This window comes from Actinomycetota bacterium, assembly GCA_014360655.1.
Lineage (GTDB): Bacteria > Actinomycetota > Geothermincolia > Geothermincolales > RBG-13-55-18 > JACIXC01.
The window spans coordinates 93,739-117,532 of the sequence record JACIXC010000005.1; the positions used below are offsets into that span (position 1 = coordinate 93,739).

General features: G+C 66.0%; 20 protein-coding genes. 3 read left to right on the forward strand and 17 right to left on the reverse strand.

The features are described from left to right. Positions 1–159 precede the first annotated feature (159 nt). The 3 genes from H5T73_05290 to H5T73_05300 form a co-directional block, all read right to left on the reverse strand. Positions 160–813: a hypothetical protein gene (locus tag H5T73_05290; GenBank protein ID MBC7247175.1), complete on the reverse strand. Its 654-nt coding sequence runs from the start codon at positions 811–813 to the stop codon at positions 160–162. 249 nt (positions 814–1,062) lie between these two features. Continuing rightward, positions 1,063–2,511: a 4-hydroxyphenylacetate 3-hydroxylase family protein gene (locus tag H5T73_05295; protein MBC7247176.1), complete on the reverse strand. Its 1,449-nt coding sequence runs from the start codon at positions 2,509–2,511 to the stop codon at positions 1,063–1,065. A gap of 365 nt (positions 2,512–2,876) precedes the next feature. Beyond that, on the reverse strand, positions 2,877–3,764 hold the full coding sequence (locus H5T73_05300; protein ID MBC7247177.1) for a hypothetical protein: 888 nt from the start codon (positions 3,762–3,764) through the stop codon (positions 2,877–2,879). Positions 3,765–4,166: 402 nt separating this feature from the next. Between H5T73_05300 and H5T73_05305 the strand changes: the two genes are divergently transcribed. Both H5T73_05305 and H5T73_05310 read left to right on the forward strand, forming a co-directional pair. Continuing rightward, positions 4,167–4,955, forward strand: a complete 789-nt coding sequence (locus tag H5T73_05305; protein MBC7247178.1) for an SGNH/GDSL hydrolase family protein — start codon at positions 4,167–4,169, stop codon at positions 4,953–4,955. Between the two features lie 145 nt (positions 4,956–5,100). Further along, positions 5,101–5,565 (forward strand): VOC family protein, encoded by a 465-nt coding sequence (locus H5T73_05310; GenBank protein ID MBC7247179.1) that lies wholly within the window; start codon positions 5,101–5,103, stop codon positions 5,563–5,565. Between the two features lie 9 nt (positions 5,566–5,574). Here H5T73_05310 and hypE read toward each other — a convergent pair whose 3' ends face one another. The 12 genes from hypE to H5T73_05370 form a co-directional block, all read right to left on the reverse strand. Continuing rightward, complete coding sequence (hypE, locus tag H5T73_05315) at positions 5,575–6,636, reverse strand: hydrogenase expression/formation protein HypE (protein MBC7247180.1); 1,062 nt, start codon at positions 6,634–6,636, stop codon at positions 5,575–5,577. An 84-nt stretch (positions 6,637–6,720) separates the two neighbouring features. Beyond that, a complete protein-coding gene (gene hypD / locus H5T73_05320; protein ID MBC7247181.1) occupies positions 6,721–7,806 on the reverse strand; it encodes a hydrogenase formation protein HypD in 1,086 nt (361 codons plus the stop codon). A gap of 96 nt (positions 7,807–7,902) precedes the next feature. Further along, positions 7,903–8,136, reverse strand: a complete 234-nt coding sequence (locus H5T73_05325) for a HypC/HybG/HupF family hydrogenase formation chaperone (GenBank protein MBC7247182.1) — start codon at positions 8,134–8,136, stop codon at positions 7,903–7,905. A 320-nt stretch (positions 8,137–8,456) separates the two neighbouring features. Next, on the reverse strand, positions 8,457–10,841 hold the full coding sequence (gene hypF / locus H5T73_05330; GenBank protein ID MBC7247183.1) for a carbamoyltransferase HypF: 2,385 nt from the start codon (positions 10,839–10,841) through the stop codon (positions 8,457–8,459). A 115-nt stretch (positions 10,842–10,956) separates the two neighbouring features. Continuing rightward, positions 10,957–11,409 (reverse strand): HyaD/HybD family hydrogenase maturation endopeptidase, encoded by a 453-nt coding sequence (locus H5T73_05335; GenBank protein MBC7247184.1) that lies wholly within the window; start codon positions 11,407–11,409, stop codon positions 10,957–10,959. Positions 11,410–11,626: 217 nt separating this feature from the next. Beyond that, on the reverse strand, positions 11,627–12,781 hold the full coding sequence (locus H5T73_05340; GenBank protein ID MBC7247185.1) for an RnfABCDGE type electron transport complex subunit D: 1,155 nt from the start codon (positions 12,779–12,781) through the stop codon (positions 11,627–11,629). Between the two features lie 10 nt (positions 12,782–12,791). Further along, positions 12,792–14,117, reverse strand: a complete 1,326-nt coding sequence (gene rsxC / locus H5T73_05345; GenBank protein ID MBC7247186.1) for an electron transport complex subunit RsxC — start codon at positions 14,115–14,117, stop codon at positions 12,792–12,794. 1 nt (position 14,118) lies between these two features. Continuing rightward, positions 14,119–14,619, reverse strand: a complete 501-nt coding sequence (locus H5T73_05350) for a hypothetical protein (protein MBC7247187.1) — start codon at positions 14,617–14,619, stop codon at positions 14,119–14,121. A 15-nt stretch (positions 14,620–14,634) separates the two neighbouring features. After that, complete coding sequence (locus tag H5T73_05355; protein MBC7247188.1) at positions 14,635–16,227, reverse strand: nickel-dependent hydrogenase large subunit; 1,593 nt, start codon at positions 16,225–16,227, stop codon at positions 14,635–14,637. After that, positions 16,227–17,339: a hydrogenase small subunit gene (locus H5T73_05360; protein MBC7247189.1), complete on the reverse strand. Its 1,113-nt coding sequence runs from the start codon at positions 17,337–17,339 to the stop codon at positions 16,227–16,229. Before H5T73_05360 ends, H5T73_05355 begins: the two co-directional genes overlap by 1 nt. A gap of 825 nt (positions 17,340–18,164) precedes the next feature. Then, positions 18,165–18,557, reverse strand: coding sequence for an OB-fold domain-containing protein (locus H5T73_05365; protein MBC7247190.1), 393 nt, complete (start codon positions 18,555–18,557; stop codon positions 18,165–18,167). Positions 18,558–18,575: 18 nt separating this feature from the next. Further along, positions 18,576–19,766 carry a thiolase family protein gene (locus H5T73_05370; GenBank protein ID MBC7247191.1) on the reverse strand — a complete coding sequence of 397 codons (1,191 nt, stop codon included), beginning with the start codon at positions 19,764–19,766 and terminating at the stop codon, positions 18,576–18,578. Positions 19,767–20,169: 403 nt separating this feature from the next. Between H5T73_05370 and H5T73_05375 the strand changes: the two genes are divergently transcribed. Continuing rightward, complete coding sequence (locus tag H5T73_05375) at positions 20,170–21,612, forward strand: FAD-dependent oxidoreductase (GenBank protein ID MBC7247192.1); 1,443 nt, start codon at positions 20,170–20,172, stop codon at positions 21,610–21,612. Between the two features lie 331 nt (positions 21,613–21,943). Here the strand turns inward: H5T73_05375 and H5T73_05380 are convergent, their stop codons facing one another. Both H5T73_05380 and H5T73_05385 read right to left on the reverse strand, forming a co-directional pair. Next, positions 21,944–22,651, reverse strand: a complete 708-nt coding sequence (locus H5T73_05380) for a methyltransferase domain-containing protein (GenBank protein MBC7247193.1) — start codon at positions 22,649–22,651, stop codon at positions 21,944–21,946. A 140-nt stretch (positions 22,652–22,791) separates the two neighbouring features. Continuing rightward, on the reverse strand, positions 22,792–23,646 hold the full coding sequence (locus H5T73_05385; protein MBC7247194.1) for an acetoacetate decarboxylase family protein: 855 nt from the start codon (positions 23,644–23,646) through the stop codon (positions 22,792–22,794). Positions 23,647–23,794 lie beyond the last annotated feature (148 nt).

A 23,794-nucleotide genomic window follows, 5' to 3' on the forward strand; every position in this document is an offset into this window, starting at 1 on the left:
CCTCCGATGAGGGTGAGAATCCGAGCTCAAACGCCATCATATTCTTTCCCCATTGTTGGGAACAGTATACCTCACGCTTAATAATTCAGCAATTCAAACAAGAATCCTTCCCCGGGCGGGGTAAAAAATGCGGTGCTCGGGCGCGCCCGTCGGCCACACCTAACGGCACATCCTGAAGCCGCCCTGCTGGCCGTAGGCGAAGTACATCTCGCCCCGGGGAACGGCGTCGAAGGACCCCGTTATCTCGCCCAGGGAGGCGGAGGCCTTTCCCGAAAGGTGGATATCGAGGGGTACGGTGGTGTCCGCTCCCATCCGCAGCATCACGGAGAGGGTGGCCTCGAAGGAGCGGTTCGCATCCTCGTAGCGGTATTCGCTCCACGAGACCTCGAAAACGGGGCTGTAGTCCCCCGGTGCGGAGATGGTGCCGTCCTCCTCCAGGACCAGGTGGCAGTTGGAGATACCGTACATTGCCCCTCGCATGTCCAGCACCCAGTGTCCCCTTATATTCTCGTATGCACCGGAGGGCGGGGCTGCCTGAACGCCGCCCGCGGGGTCGGGGAACCTGAAAACGAGGCGCGTGGCCTCGCCCGCCTGTTCCGTTATCATCTGGATCTCGCCGCCGGAAGTGGCCGGGCCGGGTTCCACGGGCTCCTCCCCTCCGGGAGGCGGCGCCACGGTGGCCTCCGCCGTGTTCTCAACCGCCGCGGGTTCCCGCCCGCCCACGGCCTGGGTCCTCGGCTTCGCCGCGAGGATGAACACCACGGCGGCGATGGCCAGGACCACGGCTGCACCCAGCAGGAACGCCCGGCGCAAGCTCAAGGCCCACCTCCATTATTTCCATCCCCGGAATAGAGGGTTTTTCGCAGAACCAGACGCTTCGCCCCCTTCCACGGATATCCTTTGCACGCGTGTTATCTCATCCCCAGGGTTGGGTCTCGCGCGTGAGGGAGCGTGCGGCCAGTCCCCGGTTCCGTCCACGGTAGGCCCGCTGCGTGGCTTCGGGAGCGAGGGGGCCCCGTAAACCCATCCCTTTAAACAGCTCGTATTCATGAACGGTAGAACCTATTCCAACTCCACGAGGCGCTTGACCAGCTTGACCTTCTCCTCCAAATCGGCCAGGCGACGTATCATTATGCGCTGGGCCTGGGGGGATCCCGCTCCGTGTATGCTCTCCGTGAGATAGGCGGCCGCACCGCAGCCCATGGTCATGTTCTCGATGAACTTGAGCACCTTGATGCGGTCCAGGGTGGGGATATCCCCGGAGCCCTTGAGGTATTTCTCGAGATAGGGAGCTATCTCCGGGTTCTCGAAATCCTTCTGCGAGGGCATGGTCACCACCAACCCGCCGGCGATGTCCTGCAGGAGGCGCGAGATCTCGAAGGGGAAGCGGGTGACGTTCTGCTTGCAGACGTTGGCCAGGAGCACGTCCACCAGGTAGCAGCCGGAAGGGGTGGGAACACCGCGGGCGCTGCAGGCGATGCCGCAGGAGAAGAGGGTCTCGTTCAGGTGGATCATCTCGGTGATCTTGTCCCGCACGTGGCTCGCGCCCTCCACCCCCTGGTAGACGGCTGCCAGTTGCGCCGCCCCCACCAGCACGTCGCCCACGCCCACCTTGCAGCCGCCGTAGCTCTGGCGGTGATAGGCGGCGAAACGCTCCACCACCTTGCCGCTCTGGTCGTGCTCCCCGCACATGAAGACGCGCTCCCAGGGGACGAAGACGTCGTCGAAGATGACCAGCGCCTCCTGGCTGCCGTACTTGGGGTTCCCGACGTCGAGGGGGCTTCCCTCCAGCTTGCGGGTGTCCGAGGGCTGGCGCCCCAGGATGAAGGTGATGCCCTCGGCGTCAGCTGGGACAGCGAAGGAGACGGCGTAATCCGCCTCGTCCCCGCGCATGGCCGCGGTGGGCATGACCAGTATCTCGTGGGAATTGAGGGCTCCCGTCTGGTGGGCCTTGGCGCCCCGCACCACGATGCCGTCGGGTCTTTTCTCCACCACGTGGACGAAGAGGTCGGGGTCGGCCTGCTCCGCGGGGCGCAGCCCGCGGTCCCCCTTCACGTCGGTCATGGCCCCGTCCAGCACCAGGTTCTCCTCCTGTATGAAGCGCAGGTATTGCTTGAACCGCTCGTGGTATTCCGTCCCGTGCTCCTGGTCGCATTCGTAGGTCACGGAGTAGAGGGCATTGATGCCGTCCATGCCCACGCAGCGCTGGAAGCAGGTGGCCGTCCTGCGGCCCAGCAGGCGCTGCATGAGCACCTTCTTCACCAGGTCGTCGGTGTCCTGGTGGATGTGGGTGAAGCGGCTGATACGCGCTCCCGTGAGGTGGGAGTCGGCGAAGAGGAGTTCCTCCGCGTCCGGCTCATCGCCGCGATCATAGGTCTCGGCCATTGCGTTCATGGCCGGCCTGATCATGGGATGGTCCACGGGGTTCTCCACGCGTTCCCCCAGCAGGTATATCCTCCTCTCCATCCCGCGGAGGCTCTCCACGTAGGCTTCCGGGCCGTCTATCTTCATTCCGCCACCTCCTCACTCCCTCGAGCGGGCCGGTAATCCCTTTGTTCCTGCGGCATTTGCATGACACATCCTCCGGAAAGGCCCGTTCATCTCTCATGCCAAGAGAACATGACAAAAGTGTATACCATCCGCCGGCGGCCCCGCCATGAAAGCCCTCAGCCTCGGCAACACCCCGGGTTCCGGTCTCGAGCGTTGCCTTCTTGCGGCCCGGGGAATCGGGGTAACGTTCTCGCTCGGCGCCGCGCGCCTTTCCCAAGAATCCGAAACCCCGGGAAAGGCATCCCCGCTGCGACCGACCCTGTAATCCCCCGGACTGGGTCGGTGATAAACCTGGGGGCGCTTGCGATGTCGCCTCCCGACCCCGGTCATGTCCTGGCGAGGCGCAGGGAGCCGTCGTCGTCGAGCAGGGCCGGGCCGACGGCCAGGGAAGCTATGTCCTCTTCCTCGCCTCGGAACGGGGTGAGCAGCCTCGCCCTGGTCCCCTCCACGCCAAGGACACGGGCCAGGGCTAGGGTGAGGCTTTCAGCGTCGTTCAGGCCGACGAGGCATCCCTCGCGCAGCGCGGCCTCGGTGGCCGCAAGGCGGGACGAGGTGGCAATGATTTCCAATTGTTCGAGGTCTATCTCCAGCTCCCGCGAGGAACGGAAATATTCCCGGAGGCGCTCCCGCCGGTAAGCGGCCCTTTCCTCCCGGCTTTTCCGCACGGCCTCCGCGGCGGCTTTCACCAGGACCAGCTCCCCGTAGGCCGACTCCTCCAGTCCACGGAAGATATGCAGGGCCTCCCCGTGGCGGTCCAGTACCACCACCAGGTCGGGCTGCAGCGCCCTGATCTTCCTGCGCTTGAGCAAGGCCGCCAGCCCACCCTCAACCATGCCCGAGGTGTCGATGAACAGGGTCTCGCAGCCGCTTTCCGGGACACGCTTCTCCAGGCGCAGGCCGGCTTCGACCACGGATGCCACGTCATAAGCCGGGGAGGAAAAACCGAGGAAGGCCATGGCGGTGGGAGAAAGGGGCCGTTCCCCGCTCACCCAGGGGACCTGCAGGCCAACGCAACCCGGCGGTCCCACCGTGGACTGGCCGAGATCGAAGTCCAGGAACGCCACGTGCCGGCCCTCCGCGCACATGCGGTCGGCGAGGGAAAGGGCCAGGAAGGTCTTGCCGGTATCGACGGCACCTACGAACATCACCCTCCGGTGATCCCCGCCGAGGATGCGTTCCTGCACCGCCACGCTCGAACCTGCCTCGCCCTGCATCCCGGATTCAAATCCTTGTGAGCGGGCACCATACCGCCACGCTCTCTCGTTTCCCGACCGGTTTTTCACATTATAGCCGGTGTGTATGGCCCGCGTATCGGAAACCGCGAATGGGGGAACCGCATGCCCGCGCCACGAACATCCCCGCACCGCGAGGTATTCCGGGCAGCGTGTGCTATGATCGGGTCGTAAGCCACGCGGGAACGGGTGATTCCGCGGCCGGGTGAGTGCAACGAGCGTCACGGCAGCCTCGGAACGCCGGCCAGGCCGTTTCACCTCGGGCGGCACGGAGGCCGCGGGGGCGGCATGAACCGGAGGAATGTCGTCACAAACCGGAGCAACCGAGGATATGTCGCCGGTTCCCATCGCATCCATGCCGGGCCCACGATGAAAGGAGGGGGGATGTCGGGTCGTCCGCGCACCGTCAGCCTGCTCTGCATGATACTATGCATGATACTTCTCGTCGCATCGCTCGCGTCCCTCCACGCCGGTTGCGGCGGTGGGGGCGTTGCCGGCAAAGAGGAAGCGCCCGCCGGAGCGGGGGAGGTCTCCCCCGCGGGCGACATCGCCGCGGAGGAGGGTACGCGAACCTCCACGCGGGGTGCCTCCACCCTGCACATGTGCGGGCGCTCCGTGCTCGCGGGATGGTTCGAGCACTGGGGCTGGGATTACGATCCTGGGAACCCCGTGCGCTTCTCCGGCTACGAGCTCATCTACCACGAGATGGACACCCCACCCGGCATCGTGGACACCGCCCTAGACGTGGTGCGGGACATCGCACGCGAAGGGGGGAGCGCCCTCTTCTTCAAACTCTGCTTCGCTGACTTCGAGGGAGGCGACGAGGAGACAGCGCGTGCGAACCTCGAGAGCAACATGCGCATCGTCCGGGCCGTCGCCGACACGGTGGTGGGAGAGGGCCTGCCGCTCATCCTGGGCAACGCCCTCCCCATGGTGAGGGAATACACGGACACCTGGCTGACCTGGAACCACCGCGAGTACAACCGCTTCCTCGCGGAGCTGGCGGCGGCGCACCCCGGCCGCATCGTGATCCTGGACCTCTACGGCACGCTGGCCTCCCCCGGGGGCTGGCTGCGCCCCGAGTACGCCCTCGACCCCTACGACTCCCACCTCAACGACGCCGCCTACGCGGCCCTGGACCCGGTCCTCGCGCAGTCGCTGGGCGATCTTTGAGTTCACGGCGAGCTTCACCCGCAAGCATGAACCGCCGTCCGGCTGCTTGCGCGCCTGTCCCGCAGCAGGGGTATAATCTCGGCATCATCGTCAAGCGTGGGCTCTCCTTCTGCGGCCTTCCGGCCGCAGCAGCGAGGTGCCGTTCGTGGGAAGGAGGTCTGAGATGTCCGCTGCGCACAACGTCGAGAAGCTGGATCACGCGGCTTTCGCGGTGAGGGACAAGGACCTGGCGGCGGCCTTCCTGACCAGGGTCCTGGGGGCCCAGGAGGTCATGGACATGGAATGGGGCGGCTTCCGCTTCACCTCCTTCCTCCTGGGCTCTGGGAGCATGCTGGAGCTGGTGTACTCCGATGACCCGAACAACTTCGTCAACCGCTTCATCGCCAGGCGCGGGGAGGGATTGCACCACCTCACCTTCAAGGTGAGCGACCTGGAGGGCACGGTGGAACACCTGCGGGCGCAGGGCCTCAACCCCTTCGACATCAACACCTCCAACCCCCTGTGGAAGGAATGCTACCTGCACCCCCGCGAGGCGCTGGGGACCCTCATGCAGTTCGCGGAGTTCCCCGAGGAGGAGTGGATCAAGGTCTGGGCGCAGTCGCAGAAGTAGCGGAACTATTCAGCAGATGCGGGGGAAGTGCTCGCCGGAGGGCATGCGCAGCAGGCGGTGTGAGCCGAGAGGGGTCAGGAGGGAGACCTCGCCCCCGCGCCCGTCGAGTGCTTTGCCGACGACCGCCGCCTCCCTCCCCAGGGGATGGGAGCGCATGGCCTCAAGCACGGCGGGGGCCGACTCCTCGGGAACGGAGGCCAGGAGCTTGCCCTCGTTGGCCAGGAGCAGGGGGTCCAGGCCCAGCATCTCGCAGAAGGCGCGCACCCCTTCCCGCACCGGTATGTCTGCCTCCCTCAACTCCATGGCCACCCCTGATGCGGAGGCCATCTCCTTCAAGGAGGCGGCCAGGCCTCCCCGGGTGGGATCGCGGAGGGCATGTACTTCGCCCGCCTCCAGCATCGCCTCCACCAGGCCGTTCAGGGGTGCGCAGTCCGACTCCACCTCCACCTGGAAGTCAAATCCCTCCCTGCAGCTCAGCACCGCGGTCTCGTGATCGCCCACGCAGCCGCTCACCAGGAGTAAGTCGCCCGCCTTCGCCCCCTTTATGGATACCTCCCTCCCGGCCGGGATGACCCCCACCCCGGAGGTGTTCACGTAGAGCCCGTCGGCTGCTCCCTTCTCCACCACCTTGGTGTCCCCGGCCACGATGCGCACCCCCGCCTCCTCCGACCAGCGTCGCAGGGATGCGAGGACATCTACCAGGACCTGGAAAGGCAAACCCTCCTCCAGGATGAGGCCCAGGGTGAGGAAAAGGGGCCTCGCACCTCGCATGGAGAGGTCGTTCACCGTGCCGCACACGGCGAGCTTTCCGATATCCCCGCCGGGAAAGAAGAGCGGCTTGACCACGAAGGAATCCGTGGTGTAGGCGAGCCGACATCCCTCCAAGTCGCCGGGCAGGGCAAGGGCCGCGGCATCCTCGGCGTCGACCGCGGCGCTCTCCCCCAGGGCGGGAAAGACCACCTCTTCCAACAGTTCCACCATGCGCGAGCCACCCCCGCCGTGGGCCATGGTGACAATCTCAGGGGGCATGCGTCTCACCGCCTTCCGGCCGAAGGGGAGCCATGGCCGCATGGCATATCGCTCCATATGTTCCCCTGCCGTCCCGTCCCCGGCATGCGTTTCCCGGAAAGCCTCCCCTTCCCTCACTCATGCCCATCAATCCTCCCGGACCTCGTAGAGATAGTAGGAGGCGCACGTCCCCTCGCTGGACACCATGCAGGGACCGAAGGGGCTGTCCGGCGTGCAGGAGCGGGCGAAGAGGGGGCAGTCCGGGGGTTTTAACCTGCCGCACAGGACGTCGCCGCAGCGGCAGCCGCTCTTCTCCTCCGGCTCCGGGACCTCCACCCCCCACTCCCCGGCGTCGAGGGCGCGGAACTCCTCCCGCAGCTCCAGCCCGCTCCCGGGTATGACCCCCAGCCCCCGCCACTCCGCGTCCGCCTCCCGGAAGACGCGGAGCATGGTCTCCCGGGCCTTGGGGTTGCCCTGCGCGCGCACCGCGCGGGAGTACTCGTTCGCCACCTCCGGCCTGCCCTCCTGCTTCATACGCATGAGCAGGAAGACGGCGCGTAGGATGTCCGCCGCTTCGAACCCGGATATCACGCAGGGTATGCCGTGTTCCTCCGCCAGGAAGCGGTAGGCCTCCGTCCCCAGTATCACGCTGACGTGCCCGGGAAGGAGGAAGCCGTCTATGGAAAAATCAACCATACCGACAAGGGCCTTCAGTGCCGGGGGGATGAGCTTGTGCAGGCTGAGCAGGAAGAAATTGTCAATTCCCTTCTCCCTGGCCCGCAGGACCGCCGCGGCCACGGTGGGGGCGGTGGTCTCGAAACCCACCCCCAGGAAGACCACCCTGCGGTCCGGGTTCTCCTCCGCCAGGGCGACGGCGTCCAGCGGCGAGTAGACCACCCTCACGTCCGCCCCCCTGGAAGAGGCTTCCATGAGGGTGCCCTGGGGCCCCGGCACGCGCATCATGTCCCCGAAGGTGGCCAGCGTGACGCCCTCCAGGCCCGCCAAGGCGATCGCGCGCCCCATGTCCCTCTGCGAGGTCACGCACACGGGACATCCGGGCCCGGATACCAGTTCCACCTTCTCGGAGAGGGCGGAGCGCAGCCCGGAACGGGAGACGGCCATGGTGTGCGTCCCGCAGACCTCCATGAAGGCGGCGCGGAAGGGGAAGGCGAGGATCCCGCGCAGCTGTCCGCGCAGGAGATCGGCGTTCCTGAACTCGTCGAGGTACTTCAAGGCTTCATCCTCTCCGCGGCCTTCCGCCTTCCTCGCGGTCATCCGTGCCGGGAGGAAGGCGCGCCTTCTCCCGCCCGCGCCGTGCCGCGCTGCGGCTTATTCGTAGAGGGGGCCGAACTCCGCCGCTTTCTCCAGGACGGCAAGGGTCCTCTCCGCCTCCTCCCGGTCCACCTTCTCTATGGCGAAGCCCGCGTGCACGAGCACGTAATCGCCGCTCACCACCCCGTCGAGGAGCATGAGGCTTACGACCTTGCGTACGCCTCCCATCTCTATGAGGGCGGTCTCGTCTTCCATCAACTCCAGGACTTGTGCCGGAACCGCTAGGCACATGGCCGCCTCCTCAGCCTCCTTCCCGTCTCTTCGCGCGCCTCGGCGTCTCCCGGTCCGCGGGCAAGGACACGCCCTATCTTATATACGGCGACATCGCCAACGCAACGTCTCGTGCACGGACCGTCCCGTGCACGGATCCCCGATGTAGAGGCGGGATGTCCAGGCTCCGACCGTCGCATGCGATCCGCAGCGATATGCACATCTCCGGACCGCGGGAACGGTCCCGCCTCCCTCGTCTTTCCCGGGCGCGTAAACCCGCCGGGAAGGTCGGCGCGCGCCGCACCGCGCCCTCGCACGCCCCGCCGGTACGCCGCCGGCCCTCACTCCCCGAGGGGCAAGCCTCTCTCGCTGCGCGATGCCGCCGCCACCGCCTGCCCCAGGGAGACACCCCCATCGTTGCACGGCACGCGGCGGTGGAGGAGGCAGCGGAAACCCTCGCTCTCCAGCCCCTCCACCGCCATGGCGGTGAGCAGGCGGTTCTGGAAGACACCGCCGCTCAGGGCCGCCACCGCGATCCCCGTCTCCCGCCGCAGCGCCAGGCACGTCTCCACTATGCCGCGTGCGAGGGCGGCGTGGAAGCCGGCCGCGATGGAGGAGACGTCCCTTCCCCCTTCCAGGTCCTCCAGGACGGCCAGGACCAGGGGGCGCGTGTCCAGGACCCACGGCAGACCGCCGCCCGCCAGGCGCACCTCATAGCCGGGCATGCGGGAACGCGGGCAAGAGGAGGCGACGGCCTCCAGCTCGCACGCCGCCTGGCCCTCGTAATACGCCACCCCGCGCACTCCCAGCAGGGCGGCCACGGCGTCGAACAGGCGCCCCGCGCTGGAGGTGAAGGGCACGTTGATGCCGCTTCTCACCTGCGCGGCGAGCGCCTGCGCCTTTCCCCGCGGGTCCGCATCGCGCCCGGCCCCCATCCCTTCCATGCGGCCTCGCCCGAAGAAGCCCCCGGTCCCGTCTCCCTGCGCGAACCGACTGGAAAATATATCCATTACGGCGTCCTCTTCCCCGTACGTACCCCAGAGCACGCCGAAGGCCATGCGTTCCAGTTCCCGCGCGCACACCTCTCCCCCCGGCATGGGGAAGGCATGGAGGTGTCCCGCGCGCGTGAACTCCGCCTCGTCGCAGAGGAGGAATTCGCCACCCCACACCGTGCCGTCCGCGCCGTAGCCCGTCCCGTCCCAGGCGACGCCTATGACCCTTCCGGAGAAGCCGTTATCCGCCAGGCAGCTCGCCACGTGCGCGTGGTGGTGCTGCACGGCGACCCGCGGCAGGGCGAAATCCGCGGCCAGCTGCGTGGACATGTAATCGGGGTGCAGGTCATGGGCGACCAGTCCCGGACTCAGGTCGAAGAGGCGCCGCACGGCGGCCATGGCTTCCTCGTAATGGCGGAGGGTCTCCAGGTCGTCCAGGTCGCCGATGTGCTGTCCCAGGAAGGCGTGCCTCCCCCTCAGGAAACAGAAAGTGTTCTTGAGCTCCGCCCCCAGGGCAAGCACCTCCACCCCGTACTCCCGCGCCACGACCACCGGGTAGGGCGCGTAACCCCTGGCCCTCCGCAGGGGATACTCCCTCCCCAGCAGCACGGATGTCACCGAGTCGTCGTACCTGACCAGGATGTCGCGGTCGTGCACGAGGAAAAGGTCCGCGATCCCCGCCAGGCGGCTGCGCGCCTCGTCGTTGTCCTTGGCGATGGGCTCTTCGCTCACGTTTCCGCTGGTCATCACCAGGGGTATCCCGGCTTCTTCCAGGAGCAGGTGGTGCAGGGGGGTGTAGGGGAGGAAGATGCCCTGCCTGTCCAGGCCCGGTGCCACCAGCCGGGAAAGCGGCGAGCCGTCCCTCTCCCGCAGGAGCACTATGGGAGCGCGGGGCGAGGCGAGGAGGGCGCGCTCTTCCTCGCTCACCTCGCAATATCTCTCAGCCTCCTGCAGGCTCGCAGCCATGACCGCGAGGGGCTTGGCGTAGCGGCGCTTTCGCTCCCGCAGGCGGGAGACCGCCGCGTCGCTCGTGGCGTCACAAGCGAGCTGGAAACCGCCCAGGCCCTTGACCGCCACGGTCTTTCCCGCACGCAGAGCTTCCGCCGCGAGGACCACGGGGTCCCCCGGCAGGACGTTTCCACGCCCGTCCTCCAACCGGAGGCGCGGGCCGCACTTCGGGCAGGCGTTGGGTTGGGCGTGGAAACGGCGGTCGGCGGGGTCGTGGTATTCCCTCTCGCACTCGGGACACATGGTGAAGGCGGCCATGGTGGTCAGGGGCCGGTCGTAGGGGATGTCGGCGATGATGGTGAAGCGGGGGCCGCAGTTTGTGCAGTTGATGAAGGGGTAACGGTAGCGGCGGTCGGCTGGGTCGTGCATCTCCCGCAGGCAATCCGCGCAGGTGGCCAGGTCCGGCGAGATGAGGGCGGCCTTCCTCCCCTCCTGCGAGCTATCCCGGATGCGGAAGCCGCCGTCCGCGGAAGGCAGGACCTCTTCACGGGCAACCTCCCTCGCTATGACCTCCTCGATCACCGCAGCCGGCGGAGCCTCCGCGGTTATCTTCTCCAGGAAGGTCGCCAGCTCATCCGCGCTCCCGGCGGCGACCACCAGGGCCCCCTCGGGGGTGTTCTCCACCCAGCCCGCCAGGCGATGTTCGCGCGCCAGGCGGTAGATGCAGGGCCGTAACCCGACGCCCTGCACGATGCCCCTGACCTCGATGCGCAGGCACCTTTCCATATCCTGATCCGGCAATGCCTCTCCGAGCGCCTCTTTTCGCGCGCCCTCGCCTCTACGGGCTCCGTGACCCTTACGGGTTACCGTCAAACCCTGCGAACACCCCCCGCTCTCCCCGCTATCCTCCCAGTTCCTCCTCCACCAGGCGATATACCGCGGGCAGGGCGGCTTCCACCTCCTCGGAGAGCCCCCTTCCCAGGGTCATGTCCTTCACCTGCACGGCGATGACGATTATATCCTCCGGGCACTGCTCCAGCAGTTGAGCCGCGCCGATGAGCTCGTAGAAACCCAGATCATGCACGGAGACGGGAGGGGCCGTGCCTCCCCGCGGCGCCTCCAGGGCGGGAAAGCGGAAAACGGCGCCCGGCTCTTCGCCGGCGTCAATGCCGTCGATGAAGACGACCTTCCTCCTGCCCTCGAGGTAAGGCAGCAGATCGAGACCCAGCACCCCACCCTCCACCAGCTCTACATCCGCGGGCAATCTTCCCCGCAGCCGCCGCACGGCGTGCACGCCGACCCCGTCGTCGCCGTGCAGCTCGTTTCCCAGTCCTATCACCAGGCGGTCCGTCATCGAGATCAGTCCCGTCCGCTCCCGCTCTCTTCCGCGGCGGCTGCCGGCCGCCGGCGCGGCCGGCAAGGCCGCGCCCGTCCGCACCGCGCCGCACTACACCTTGATACTCCAAGGGGTAAAAAGAGGCAAGCCTAAAAACAGGCGAGCCCCGGAACCACGGGACCGGTCCAAGGCAAATAAAAAAGGAGGCCCCGCGCGGGGCGGGGCCTCGCTTCTCCTACGCTTCTTTCTTCGCCGGCTGCGGCGCCGCCTCGGGCAGGGAGGGGAGCTGGTTGAACACCCTGGCCCCAACCTCGCCGAACTTGGGCACCGCGATGTAACGATCGATGACCAGGGTACCGATGTTCCACAGGAAGATGGCCAGGGCCACGCCCTCCGGGCGCAGGCTCCAGAACCTCAGGATGAACACCGTGACCCCGATGCCCACGGCGAAGATCCACTTACCCCGCTTGGTCACGGGACTGGTGACCCAGTCGGTGGCCATGAAGATGGATCCCAGGAAAAGGCCGCCGGAGAAGAGGTTGTAGACGGGATGGTACCAGGTCACCAGGGTAAGGAGGAAGAAGGACCCGATGATCCCCGCCGGGATGCGCCAGTCGATGGTACCGCGCCACAGCAGGTAAGCCCCGCCGATGATGAGGGCCAGGATACACACCTCGCCGATGCAACCGCTCTTGGCGCCGATGAACAGGGACCAGAAGGACGGCTTTCCTCCCGGGTTCACCCAGGTGGCTCCCACCGGCGTTGGCCCCGCTACCATGTCCGGCAGCCATTTCCCCGACTTGAGCAGGGAGAGGGGCGTGGCCGCCGTGGTCATGTCAGCGACCGCGTTCCCGGCCAGCGTCTTGTAGACCACCCTTCCCACCGCGTTCTCGTTGATGCTGGTGGCGATCGGGGTGAAGAAGCCCGACGTCCTCCAGAAGAAGGGCTTCACGAACTTGGTGGTATACACCGCCAGGGGCGAGAACCACAGCAATACGCGTGCGAAGATGGCCGGGTTGAAGACGTTCTTGCCCAGCCCGCCGAAGAGCTCCTTGCCGACGCCTACCGCCAGGAAGGCGCCGATGGCCACCACCCACAGGGGAGTGGTGGGCGGCAGGAGGAAGGCGAAGAGAACCGCGGTGACCATGGCGCTGTAGTCCTTTAGGGTTATCCTGCGCTTCATGACCTTACGCATGATCACCTCGGAGAGGGCCGCTGTGATGCAGCTCACGGCCAAGATGTACACCACGTTGAACCCGAAGACCACCAGGGCCCAGACCGCGGCCGGCGTGAGCGCGATGAGCACGTCGCGCATGGCGCGCTGTATGGTCTCATCCTTCTTGTGCAGGTGAGGAGAGACGGTGACCAGCATCCTTTCCGCCACGACCATCACCTCCCCTTCACTTCCTCTTCAAGGCCGTGATCTCGGCCTTGGCCTTGCGCACGTAGTCCACATGGGGTATGTATGCGGGGCAGGAGAAGGAGCAGCAGCCGCACTCGAAGCAGTCAAGGGCTCCCCACATCTCGGCCTTATCCCACTGCCCCTTCTTCACGGACTGGGCTATGAAGTTGGGCAGCAGGAACATGGGGCACACGTCCACGCACTTCCCGCAGCGCACGCATTCCTCCTCCGTCCCCACGTCCACCGCTTCCGGGGTTAGGACCACGACGCCCGAGGTCCCCTTCACGATGGGGGCGTTGGTGTCCGGCTGCGCCCACCCGGTCATGGGGCCCCCCATGATCACCTTTCCGGGATCACCGGCGAAGCCGCCGCAGGCCTCGATGAGCGCGGAGATGGGCGTGCCGATGCGTGCCAGGAGGTTGCCGGGTTCCTTGATCCCCGGTCCGGTCACGGTGAGGACCCGCTCGTAGAGGGGCTTTCCCCAGGCCGCGGCCTCGTAGAGGGCCACCGCCGTGCCCACGTTCTGCACCAGGCAGCCCACCTCGGAGGGGAGCTTGCCCGGGGGGACCTTGCGCCCCGTGAGGGCGTAGATGAGCATTTTCTCCGCGCCCTCGGGGTACTTGACCTCGAGGACCTCCACCGCGATGTCCGTATCACCCGCGGCCGCATCGCGCACGGCGTCCACGGCGTCCATCTTGTTGGCCTCGATACCGATGAGTCCCTTCTTGGCGCCGACAGCCCTCATGAGGAGCTTCAGGCCCCGCACCAGGTCAACGGGCCTTTCCAGCATGAGGCGGTGGTCACAGGTGAGGAAGGGTTCGCACTCGCAGGCGTTGATGATCACCGTATCCACCGGCTTGTCCTTGGGCGGGGCGAGCTTGACGTGGGTGGGGAAGGCGGCGCCGCCCATGCCCACAAGGCCGGCCTCGCGGGCGATGTCCCTTATCTCCGAGTCAGAAAGGGAGGTGATGTCGCGGTCTTGTTTCCGGAACTCCGGCTGCTCGGCATCCGGGGTCACGACTACGCACTTCACCTTTGCCCCGGTGAACCCCGTTATCTCGGTTATGTCTTTCACCGTTCCCGCCACCGAGGCGTGCACCGGCGCGGAGACGAAGGCTTCGCTGGAAGCGATCTTCTGCCCCACCTCCACGCGATCCCCGGGTTTCACCAGCGGCTCGTTGGGCGCGCCGATGTGCTGCTGCAGGGGGATGATCACCTCCGGGGGTAGAGGAGCTTCCCGGACGGCCTTGCCCGAGGCCAGCTCCTTGTTGTAGGGCGGGTGGATGCCTCCCTTGAAGGTCTTATACGTCGCTCTTCCCGACATCTCAGTTCACCCCCTCCCCGCCGCTCGCCGCCCTGAGGCGGGGAAAGCGCTCCGACTTGGCCCAGCGGGCGTACACGTAGATGACGTTGAGTAGCAGCACTATCCACAGGAACACGGAGTACACCTTCCAGGTCCTCGCTATGCCGCCCAAACCGTCCACCAGGCCGCGCAGCCAGCCGTTGGGGTCGTACACGGCGAAGCTCACCAGGAAGTACCAGATGGCCAGCAGGGCAAGCACGGCCCGGAAGACACCCAACGGTTCCTTCCAGCCCTTGGGCCTGCCCAGGGTTGAATAGTAGAGGTACACCCCGGCGGTGAGGGCCACCACCCAGATGGAGGCCAGCCCCAGGTTCTTGGCTATCCCCATCTGCCAGGGATATTTCCATCCCGAGAGGAAGGGGTGGAAGTTGTTGAACCCGGCGTAGATGGACACCGCCAGCGCGCTCAGGTACGTGGCGTACATGGCCTTCGCCGGGCCGGGTACCTTGATCTTCTCCTTCATGGGTACCCCCCCTTCCTACACCACGCGGAATTCCCTGACGCCGTTGTGCTCGGGATGGATGACATGGATGGCGCAGGCCAGGCAGGGGTCGAAGGACCGCACGCAGCGCACCACGTTGACTGGGTTCTCCGGGTCGGGGACCGGGAGACCGATGAGGGCGGTCTCGATGGGACCCCGCTCGCCGTTCTTGTCCCGCGGAGCCGCGTTCCAGGTTGTGGGCACGATGCACTGGTAGTTCTCGATGACCTTACCCTTGATGTGGATCCAGTGCCCCAGGGCCCCGCGCGGGCCTTCCACCAGGCCCCGGCCGTGGGATTCGCCCGGGATGTCCTTCTTGTCCCAGATCTTCTCGCCCGGCTTGAGCTCGTCCAGCCACTTGTCCATCTCGTCGGCCAGGAGCTTGCACTCCAGGGCGCGCATGGCGTGACGGGGCAGGATGCCGAACTTCCCGGCCTGCACGCAGGCGTTCACCGCCGTGTCCAGTCCCAGCTTTGCGACCAGGGCCATGAGCTTCTTCTCCCTCTTGCCGGAGAGCTCCAGGCCGGCCAGGACCAGCATGCGTGCCATGGGGCCCACCTCCATGGGCTTCCCGTCGTAGCGCGGAGCCTTGAGGAAGGAATAGGCGCCCTCCTTGTGCACTTCGGGCTCGGTCTTCCCCTCCTTGGGGTGCAGCCACTCGCACTCGTCCCTGTACCAGGAATGCTTCACCGACTCGGTTAGTTTGTTCTCGTCGAACTCCCCCACCGCGGCCACGTTGTTCCCGGTGATGTAACCCCGAGGCAGGAACTTCTCCGCTCCCTTGGAATCCTGGTCGAACCCGCCGTAGGCCAGGTAGTTGCCGCCGGAATCGCCAGCGGTGAGGAAGGGGGCGTAGGCGGATACCCCGGCCACGGTGAGGATGTCCTGAACGTACACGTTGTCTATCCATACCCGCAGCTCGTTGAGGCGGGCCCGGAAGGCGGCGATGTTGGAGACAGTGGGGTGCACGGTCACCCCGCCGGGCACCGTACCCACGAAGCTGGGCATGCGGCCGTAGAAGATGGAGAGCATCTCCTGGGCCTTCTTGCGCATCTCCAGGGCCTGCACGTAATGGCTGACCAGGATGGCCGCCAGCTCGGGGTCGCTGACGTAGTCGTCGGACTCGTAGCGCGGCAGGAAGGGGTACACGTCCCCCGCCTTGGCCAGGGCGGCAACCTTGTCCTTGAGGGCCGCGAGGGCGGGGTCGTTGCCCTCGTACTTGGCCACCGCGGTCACGTCCACGTAGTCCAGGGCGGCCAGGTGATAGAAATGCAGGATGTGGGACTGGATGAAGTTGGCGCCCAGGCAGAGGTTGCGGATGATGCGGGCGTTGTCCGGGAGCTCCACCCCCAGGGCGTCATCCAGGTTGTAGGAGGCGGCGGTGCCGTGCACCAGGGGGCACACACCGCAGATGCGCTCCGTCACCTGCTGGGCGTCGAAGGGATGCTTCCCCTTGAGGAGCATCTCGAAGCCGCGGAACATGGTCCCCGAGGACCAGGCGTCCTTGACCACGCCGTTCTCCACCTCCACGTCGATGCGGAGGTGTCCCTCGATGCGGGTCACCGGGTCTATGCTGATGAGTTGGGCCATCAGGACTCACCTCCCTCGGGCTCCTTCTTCCCCAGTTGCTTGTACAGGTAGTGGGCGCCGATGCCCACCGCGGTGGCCGCCGCGCCGATCCAACCCAGGGTGTCCACCATGGGGGTGAGGCCGGCGAAGTGCACCTCCGGCAGGGGCTCGTAGAGGGGGGAGAGGTTCTTGTAGAAGGCCGGCTCGGCGCACCCGTGGCAGGGGGCGTTGGCGCCCACGCACCAGTTCACGCCGGAGTTCCAGCGCCGGGTGGGGCAGTCGGCATAGGTCACCGGGCCCTTGCAGCCCAGCTTGAAGAGGCAGAGCTTCATGTCCGGGTTGTCGTCGTTCCAGTCCTCGAGGAACAGGCCGGCGTCGAAGGAGGCCCGCCGCTCGCAGTTCTCGTGGATGAGCTTGCCGAAGAACATCTTGGGCCGGTTGTGGTTATCCAGCTCGGGGACCCGCTTGTTGATGAGGTAATCGAGGACGGTGCCCACGAACCAGTCCGGATGCGAGGGGCATCCCCCGATGTTGATCACCGGCTTGTCCTTGGCGATCTCCTTGACTATGTCCTGCACCGCCTTGGTACCGGTTACCGAGGCGTTGGCAGCCGGGATGCCGCCGAAGGAGGCGCAGTTGCCCAGGGCCACGACGGCCGCGGCTCCGGGGACAAGCTCCTCCATCCAGGCGGTCATGGGCTTGTCCTTGCGGCGCTGATAACCGTTGAATGAAGCCGTCTCCTTCTCCAGGCCGAAGGTGCAGTACTCGCCGCCCTCGGCGGTGGGCACCGGGCCCTCCACCACCAGCACGTACTTGCCGGCCAGCTCCTTGGCCGTCTCCTCCAGCACGCCGAAGGCCTTGTCTCCCGCCGCCGCCATCACGGTGGGATGGTAGCGCACGGAGAGCTTGTCCAGCACGATCTCCGCGGCCATGGGGTAGTTGGTGTTGAGGAAAGAGACGGAGCATCCCGTGCAGTTCTGCCCCTGGATCCAGAGCACCGGCGGCTTCCCGGATGTCAGTTCCTCCAGGGCGCGCGCGATCTCCGGGATGAAGGATTCGCTCAACCCCAGGAGGGCCGCGGTGGCGCCGGCGTACTTGAGGAACTGGCGCCTGGTCACACCCTTCTTTTCCACGAACGCTTCACCTCCTAAACACGCTCTTCGCTACGACCTGCAAGACGGATGGTGATCTATGAAGAAGTGCCCGGAGAGGAGGAATCGACCCAGGAAAGTGGGGGGTTCCAGGACATTGCGTTTATAGAAACGCTTTCCGTACCTCTCCGGGCACAGATGAAACGCTGCGCCTTTTCCGCTTGCCCACTCCCTGTGGGCGCTTTCTGGGATCATTTTCCTATCGCCTAGACTGCGTCTCTGGACGTCTCTGGAGCTTCGCGCTCGACCCTTCGCATTATAATTACCATATTTTGCCAGTTAATATGTAACTTGATCTCCCCTTGCATCTCCTGTTTCTCGCGCCGCCGCAGAAAAACGGCTTATTGCTGCCCGGGCGCATGAACATAAAACCGCAACAAGAACGAAAACATCCTTGCCGCCACGCCGTTGTGGCCTACGGACTTTCCTAGGTCGTCTTACTTTCCTAGGTCGTCTTATGAGATTTTCTTACAGAAATCATATTTTCGGCAGGATGTCAAGATTCATCTAAGGTCTGCTGCTCAAAGATTCTTTCGCGGGCTTTTCCACTTGTTGAGTGTGAGACGGCATTTTTCACGGCTAGCGTATCTCGCATACAAAGCGGGTTTTTCAAAACTTTCCTGATCCGGGCATAAGCAAGACCTATAAACATGATTTATAAATTAATTCTAATAATTATATTAATATATTCTTATTTTTCTACCGGCATGGCATATTACGCGCCCGGCACGGGACACTGGTCGCGGCGGCTCGCCTTCCGCAACCATACGGCATCATGTGCGCTCGCGCACAGGCTCTCGCGCGGATTCACTCTCGCTCCACGGGCCGGAAATGGTGCAGGGGCACCCCGTCCGGGGACGTCCAGGTGTCGAAGGCGACCCGCTGCCCGATGCGCAGGCTCTCGTAAGGCGCGTCGATGCGGGTGAAGATGTTTCCGATCCCTTCCAGCTCAACCAGGCCCAGGACATCGGGCTTTACGCAGCGGATGGCCGCCTCCTGCCAGGTGAAGGCCAGGAGGGTGCCCTCCCGCGGCAGGTCCACCCATTCCAGGTCATCGCCCAGGCAGCACGGGCAGACCAGGCGGGGCGGGTAATGCGTCTCCCCGCATGCCCTGCAACGCGTGGTCCGGAACTCCCCCTCCGCCAGGCGGGAGAAGAACTCCGCGGCAGCGCCGTCCTGCACGTATGGCTTGGTGTCCATTCTTTCCTCACGCCCTTCCTAACTCCCGGGGACTTCCCTGTCCAGGACCATGACCACCGAACCGTTGATGAATCCCTGCTCGGTGTGCACCAGGCCCACGGAGGCCCCCGGTCTCTGCCGCTCCTCCGCTTCCCCGCGCAGCTGGCGGACCACCTCGGTGATCTCCAGCAGGGGCGTCACGTAGGCCGGGTGACCCAGGGAAAGCCTGCCCCCGCTCGGATTGAGGAGCACATCCCCGCCGTGGGTCGTCCTCCCCTCCCTCACCGCCGCCGGGGCCTCCCCCCTCCCGAAGAACCCCAGCTCCTCGTACATCATGAGCTCCAGCCCGGCGAAGGCGCCGTAGACCTCGGCGACGTCGATGTCCCGGATGCGGTAGCCGCTCTCCGCCAGCGCCGCCTTTCCCGCCCTTTCCACGCAGGGGAAGCGGGATATCTCCCCCCGGTAGGGGTGGAAGCTGGTGGGGTCGTGTCGTTCCGCGATTGCCGCCACCCGCACGGCCCTTTCCCTCTCCCGCAGCATCTCCCCGGAGACCAGGACCACCGCCGCGGCGCCGTCGTGCATCTCCGAGCTCTCCAAGCGGTGGATGGGAGGGGACACCTGGGGGCTGGAAAGGACCTCCTCCAGGGTGATGGGATCCTTGTAGGCGGCCTGGGGATGTTTCAGGGCGTGCTCCCGCAGGAGGACGGCGACGCGGGCGATGTCCTCCGGCTCCACCCCGCATTCGTGCATGTAGCGCTGCACGGCCATGGCGTAGAAGGGCAGGGGGCTGATCACGCCGTAAGCCGCCTGGTAGGAGTCATAGAGCGAGTTGGCGCTCATGATGAGGTGGAAATAGCTGAAGACGTCCTTCTGGATGACCTTCTTGGGGACCTCCCTCTGCGCCGCGAAGACCAGGCAGGACCTTATCTTGCCCGACCTGATGCTCTCGTAGGCCGCGTGCACGGCGGCGGTGCTCGAGTTGCCCCCGCTGTCCACGTCCATCATGAAGGCGGCGGTGATGCCCAGGTAATCTGCCATCCTCTGGCTGGCGAACTTGCGGTTCTCCGCCATGTAGCCGTGGGGCGTGGAGGCTATGCCCTCTATCTCGCGCGGCAGGAGGCGCGCATCCCGCAGCGCCTCCGCGCAGACACGCGCACCCAGCTCGTGGGGATCGAGTTCGTGCCAGCCCACGTCGGCCATGGACACTCCCGCGACGTATACCTCGTTCATGCTACCACCCTTTCCCTCTCGCTCCCGTAACCGACCTCCCCGGCGCGAAAGGATGCGGGGCCGCCGAACCACAACGATGCAACGTCTTCGCGGTCGGGATATGCCGGGGGAAGGCCAAGGCCCTTCCCCGTCTTCGCTCCCTTGCCGCCTCCATCCCGATCACCCGGGCGCTGCAAGTGTTTTACTGCGGCGAGCCGCGGGGAAACATAATTATATAATACTCGTGGTTGCCTTGCCTTTCCCGGGGGGATGCGACCCGCGATGAACCCGGTGGCAATGCGGCCCCTTGCGCCCCTCCCCGCTCGCACGAGCCGACGCCGGGAAGCAGTACCGCCTGAGGCGGAGACGCGCAGGGTGACCCCACAGCGCGCAGACCGGGGTACGGGGGAAACACGACCGGAACATGGCCATAACACAGTGGAGGGAGTGGAAGATCATGGGGAATATGAAGAAGCTGGTGATCATCGGCGGGGTGGCCGGGGGCGCCACCGCCGCCTCCAAGGCGCGGCGCTGCTGCCCGGACGCGGAGATAGAGATCTACGACCAGGACGAGTTCATCTCCTACGCGGGGTGTGGCCTGCCTTACTTCATAGGCGGCCATTCCCCAAACTGGCGCAAGCTCCTGGCCCGGCTCCCGGAGGAATTCGAAAACAGGCAGAACATCCGCGTCTTCCTGCGCCACCGCGTCAATTCCATCGACATCGCGAACAAGCTCGTGCGGGTGGTGGACCTTGAGGGAGTGAGCGAGTCCTCCATCGAATACGACAGGCTGATCATCGCCACGGGCGCGGTTCCCTTCGTCCCTCCCGTGCCGGGGGGGGAGCTGGAAGGCGTCTTCGTCCTGCGCAGCCTCAAGCATGCGCTGGAGATGAAGTCCTTCATCGACCTCCAGGCCCCGCACAGGGCGGTCATCGTGGGGGGCGGGGCCATCGGCATGGAGATGTGCGAGGCGCTGCGCCGCCTGGGCATGGAGGTCCACCTGGTGGAGCTCGCGGACCACGTCCTGCCCCCCCTCGACGCCGACCTCGCCTCCCACGCGGCAAAACACCTTGAGGAGAACGGGGTCGTACTGCACCTGGGGGAGAAGTTGGAGGGGCTGGAGGGGGGAAGGGACGGTCGCCTGAGGCGGGTGGCGACCTCCGGGGGTACGCTGGAAGCCGACCTGGCACTTCTTTCCATCGGCATACGGCCGGCCAGCGACCTGGCCAGGCAGGCCGGCATCGCGCTGGGAGCCCGGGACGCCATCCGCGTGGACGAGGCCATGCGCACCAGCGCCCCCGACGTGCTGGCCTGCGGCGACTGCGCCACCACCTTCCACCTGGTCTCGGAGAGGGAGACCTGGGTTCCCCTGGGTTCCACCGCCCGCAAGCAGGGCAGGGTGGCGGGGGAGACGGCCTCCGGCAACCAGGCCTCCTTCCCGGGGGTCCTGGGCACCTTCATCCTCAAGGCCTTCGAGATGACCGCGGGCAAGACGGGCCTCGGAGCCGCCGAGGCGGCGGAGGCAGGCTTCCGGGCGGAAACGGTCACCCTGGAGGACAGCGTGCTCCCCGGCTATTACCGGAGCGGCCCGCGCATGACCGCCCGCGTCACGGTGGAAAAGGACACGGGGCGCCTCCTGGGCGCCCAGGTGCTGGGGGACCTCGCGGCGCAGGTGGACAAGCGCCTGGACATCTTCGCCGCGTGCATAGCCGCCCGCCTCACCGCGGGCGATCTCTCTTCCCTCGACCTGGCTTACGCCCCGCCGTACAGCCATCCCCTCGACCTCCCCATCGTGGCCGGGAACCTGGCCGAGGCCCGCGTGCTGGGCAAGGAGTGCACCTGCACCGTCGAGGGACTGGAAGACTGACCAAGCATGCAAGTGCGCAACACCTCGGGGTCAGGTACCATTCGCCGCCTTCGGCGACAACTCGGTGCCCGACCCCACCTGTTGCCTTTAAGCGCCGTTGCGAGGAGTGGAGTCACGAAGCAGTCTCCTCCGGACCTTGCCGCCCCTCCCGGCACCCGGGCCTTTCCCCTCCTCCCGGCGAGATCGCCGCGTCGGCGCTCATGCGCCTCCTCTCGAAGACGGCAACCGATAACGGGAACGGAGCAAGCCCTGGCTCTTGCGTCTCGACGGCGCCGCGTTCGCGCGACACGGATAATCGACCCCGTCGGTGTCCCGGCTCGCAAGGGGGGATCTAAAACCTTATGCCGGTGATGACGCGGTAGCCGAACTCGGCGGGGGGCACGGGAAAGACCTCCAGGTCCGTGAACCCCGCTCCCGCCAGGACCCGGCGCCAGACCCCGTCGGTAGTGAAATACTCGCCGTCCCCGGTGAGCACGGCCGGGATGTCCCCCAGGTGCAGGAGCATCGTGCGGTAGGCGCCGTGCTCCAGGTCGTAGAGGGACTTTCCTACCATTTTCTGGATGATGTCCCGGCAGCGCTCCGGGTCCTCGGGCGGCCCGTCCACGTCGCAGAACATATCCGCGTAGACCAGGCGCCCGCCGGGACGCAGCACGCGGGCCAGCTCGCGGGCGCAGCTCTCCCTCCCGCCGGGAGGCACGTGGTGCAGCGCGAGGTTGGAGAGCACGGCGTCCACGGAAGCGTCGGGAAGGGGGATGGCGGTTGCGGTGCCCTCCCGCACGCTCACCCCTTTCACCCCACGGAGCCCGCGTTCGCAGCGCCGCACCATCTTCTCCGAGGGGTCGACGCCGTATATCTCGGCCCCGACGTACGCCTCCGCCAGGCGGCGGAGGAGCGCTCCCGCGCCGCACCCCAGGTCCAGCACCGCCCTTCCGGAAAGGTCCCCGGCGAGCTCGATCACCATACGCAGGGCCTCCTCGTAAACGGGGTCACCCGCGAAGAGCTCTTCGTAATCGCCCTCGTATGCGTCCCAGAATCCCACGGTTCGAACCCCCGACGTCGTCGACCCCGGCAGGCGCGGAGGCTCTGCCGCGCCGCGTCATCCTCGCGTGAAACGCCCCTTTTCCCGCCCCGCGCCTTCCCGCGCCGTCACGGCTACCTTACCGCTCTTCCCTGCTTCGCCTACTTCGCCTGCCGGGCCGCCAGCTCCTCCAGGGAAATGCCCATGTTTTCCCGCAGCAGCCTTACGAGCAGCGGCAGGGAGAGGCGGTCTGGCCCGTAGAGGATGCACTGTATCTCCGGCATGTAGATGTAGATGAGGGGCTGGGTGGTGAGCAGGGTCCGCCGCAGTTCCTCCGCCACGGGATGGGATGTCCCCAGCTCCAGCCTGACCTTGCCGGGAGCGGGGACCAGGGCGTACCTTATGGCGTTGACCTTGAACTCCGCCCCCTGCAATTGCTTGAACTGGTAGAGGTGGCAGAAGTACTTCATGATGCCGCTCCTCGCCGCGCTTATCTTCTGCCCCGTCAACCTCAGGATGAGGTCCCCTCCCTGCGAGAGGTCGCAGGTGACCTCCTGCTCGCTGTCGGTGTACGCGATGTCCGCCAGGAACTTGGGATAGTTGTAGATATCGATGCCTCCACGCAGGGCGATCTCCGTGTTCACGGGGAGATGGTGGATGTAGGTGTAGAAATTCATGCGTATTAACTGGCGCAGCAGGTTGTAGCCGGGAACCGGCAGTACGTGGGGGTCGTTGAGCAGTACCCCGATGGCGAACTCGTTGTAGGGCTCTATGTCCGTGTCGTAATACTCGAAGGCGGTGAGGTGCAACGCTCCGATCCCGGGGACCATCTGCGCCGGGCTGTACCGCGGGTCCGGGATGAGCTTCTTCAGGGCGAGCACGGTGGCCGGGAATACCGCGGTCATGGCCCTGGCGCTGCGGTAGAACACCGGGAGCTTGGCTTCTTTGCCCACCAGTTGGGCTTCCACCTGTTCCACGCCGTCGAAGAAATCGTGATGCATGGTCTCACCTCCCATATCAACGCGAAACATGCTGCCTTTTGCGCTCAAGCGCCTTACACTCACGTGATCGAAAGCATGATCATGGATGTTCTGACCGGTTTATCGATATGCCCAGATATCATGTTGACCAAACGCCGCCTCGAGATACGCCGATGTGCCGCCT

What these genes read in the sequence shown, in the direction of transcription:
- H5T73_05370 (MBC7247191.1), bottom strand. Translation starts at nt 19,766, where the DNA reads ATGAACGAGGTATACGTCGCGGGAGTGTCCATGGCCGACGTGGGCTGG.
- H5T73_05340 (MBC7247185.1), bottom strand. Translation starts at nt 12,781, where the DNA reads ATGGTCGTGGCGGAAAGGATGCTGGTCACCGTCTCTCCTCACCTGCAC.
- H5T73_05300 (MBC7247177.1), bottom strand. Translation starts at nt 3,764, where the DNA reads ATGCAGGGCGAGGCAGGTTCGAGCGTGGCGGTGCAGGAACGCATCCTC.
- H5T73_05365 (MBC7247190.1), bottom strand. Translation starts at nt 18,557, where the DNA reads ATGGACACCAAGCCATACGTGCAGGACGGCGCTGCCGCGGAGTTCTTC.
- H5T73_05295 (MBC7247176.1), bottom strand. Translation starts at nt 2,511, where the DNA reads ATGAAGATAGACGGCCCGGAAGCCTACGTGGAGAGCCTCCGCGGGATG.
- H5T73_05385 (MBC7247194.1), bottom strand. Translation starts at nt 23,646, where the DNA reads ATGGGAGGTGAGACCATGCATCACGATTTCTTCGACGGCGTGGAACAG.
- H5T73_05325 (MBC7247182.1), bottom strand. Translation starts at nt 8,136, where the DNA reads ATGTGCCTAGCGGTTCCGGCACAAGTCCTGGAGTTGATGGAAGACGAG.
- H5T73_05375 (MBC7247192.1), top strand. Translation starts at nt 20,170, where the DNA reads ATGGCCATAACACAGTGGAGGGAGTGGAAGATCATGGGGAATATGAAG.
- H5T73_05335 (MBC7247184.1), bottom strand. Translation starts at nt 11,409, where the DNA reads ATGACGGACCGCCTGGTGATAGGACTGGGAAACGAGCTGCACGGCGAC.
- hypE (MBC7247180.1), bottom strand. Translation starts at nt 6,636, where the DNA reads ATGCGGCCATGGCTCCCCTTCGGCCGGAAGGCGGTGAGACGCATGCCC.
- hypF (MBC7247183.1), bottom strand. Translation starts at nt 10,841, where the DNA reads ATGGAAAGGTGCCTGCGCATCGAGGTCAGGGGCATCGTGCAGGGCGTC.
- H5T73_05305 (MBC7247178.1), top strand. Translation starts at nt 4,167, where the DNA reads ATGTCGGGTCGTCCGCGCACCGTCAGCCTGCTCTGCATGATACTATGC.
- rsxC (MBC7247186.1), bottom strand. Translation starts at nt 14,117, where the DNA reads ATGTCGGGAAGAGCGACGTATAAGACCTTCAAGGGAGGCATCCACCCG.
- H5T73_05355 (MBC7247188.1), bottom strand. Translation starts at nt 16,227, where the DNA reads ATGGCCCAACTCATCAGCATAGACCCGGTGACCCGCATCGAGGGACAC.
- H5T73_05350 (MBC7247187.1), bottom strand. Translation starts at nt 14,619, where the DNA reads ATGAAGGAGAAGATCAAGGTACCCGGCCCGGCGAAGGCCATGTACGCC.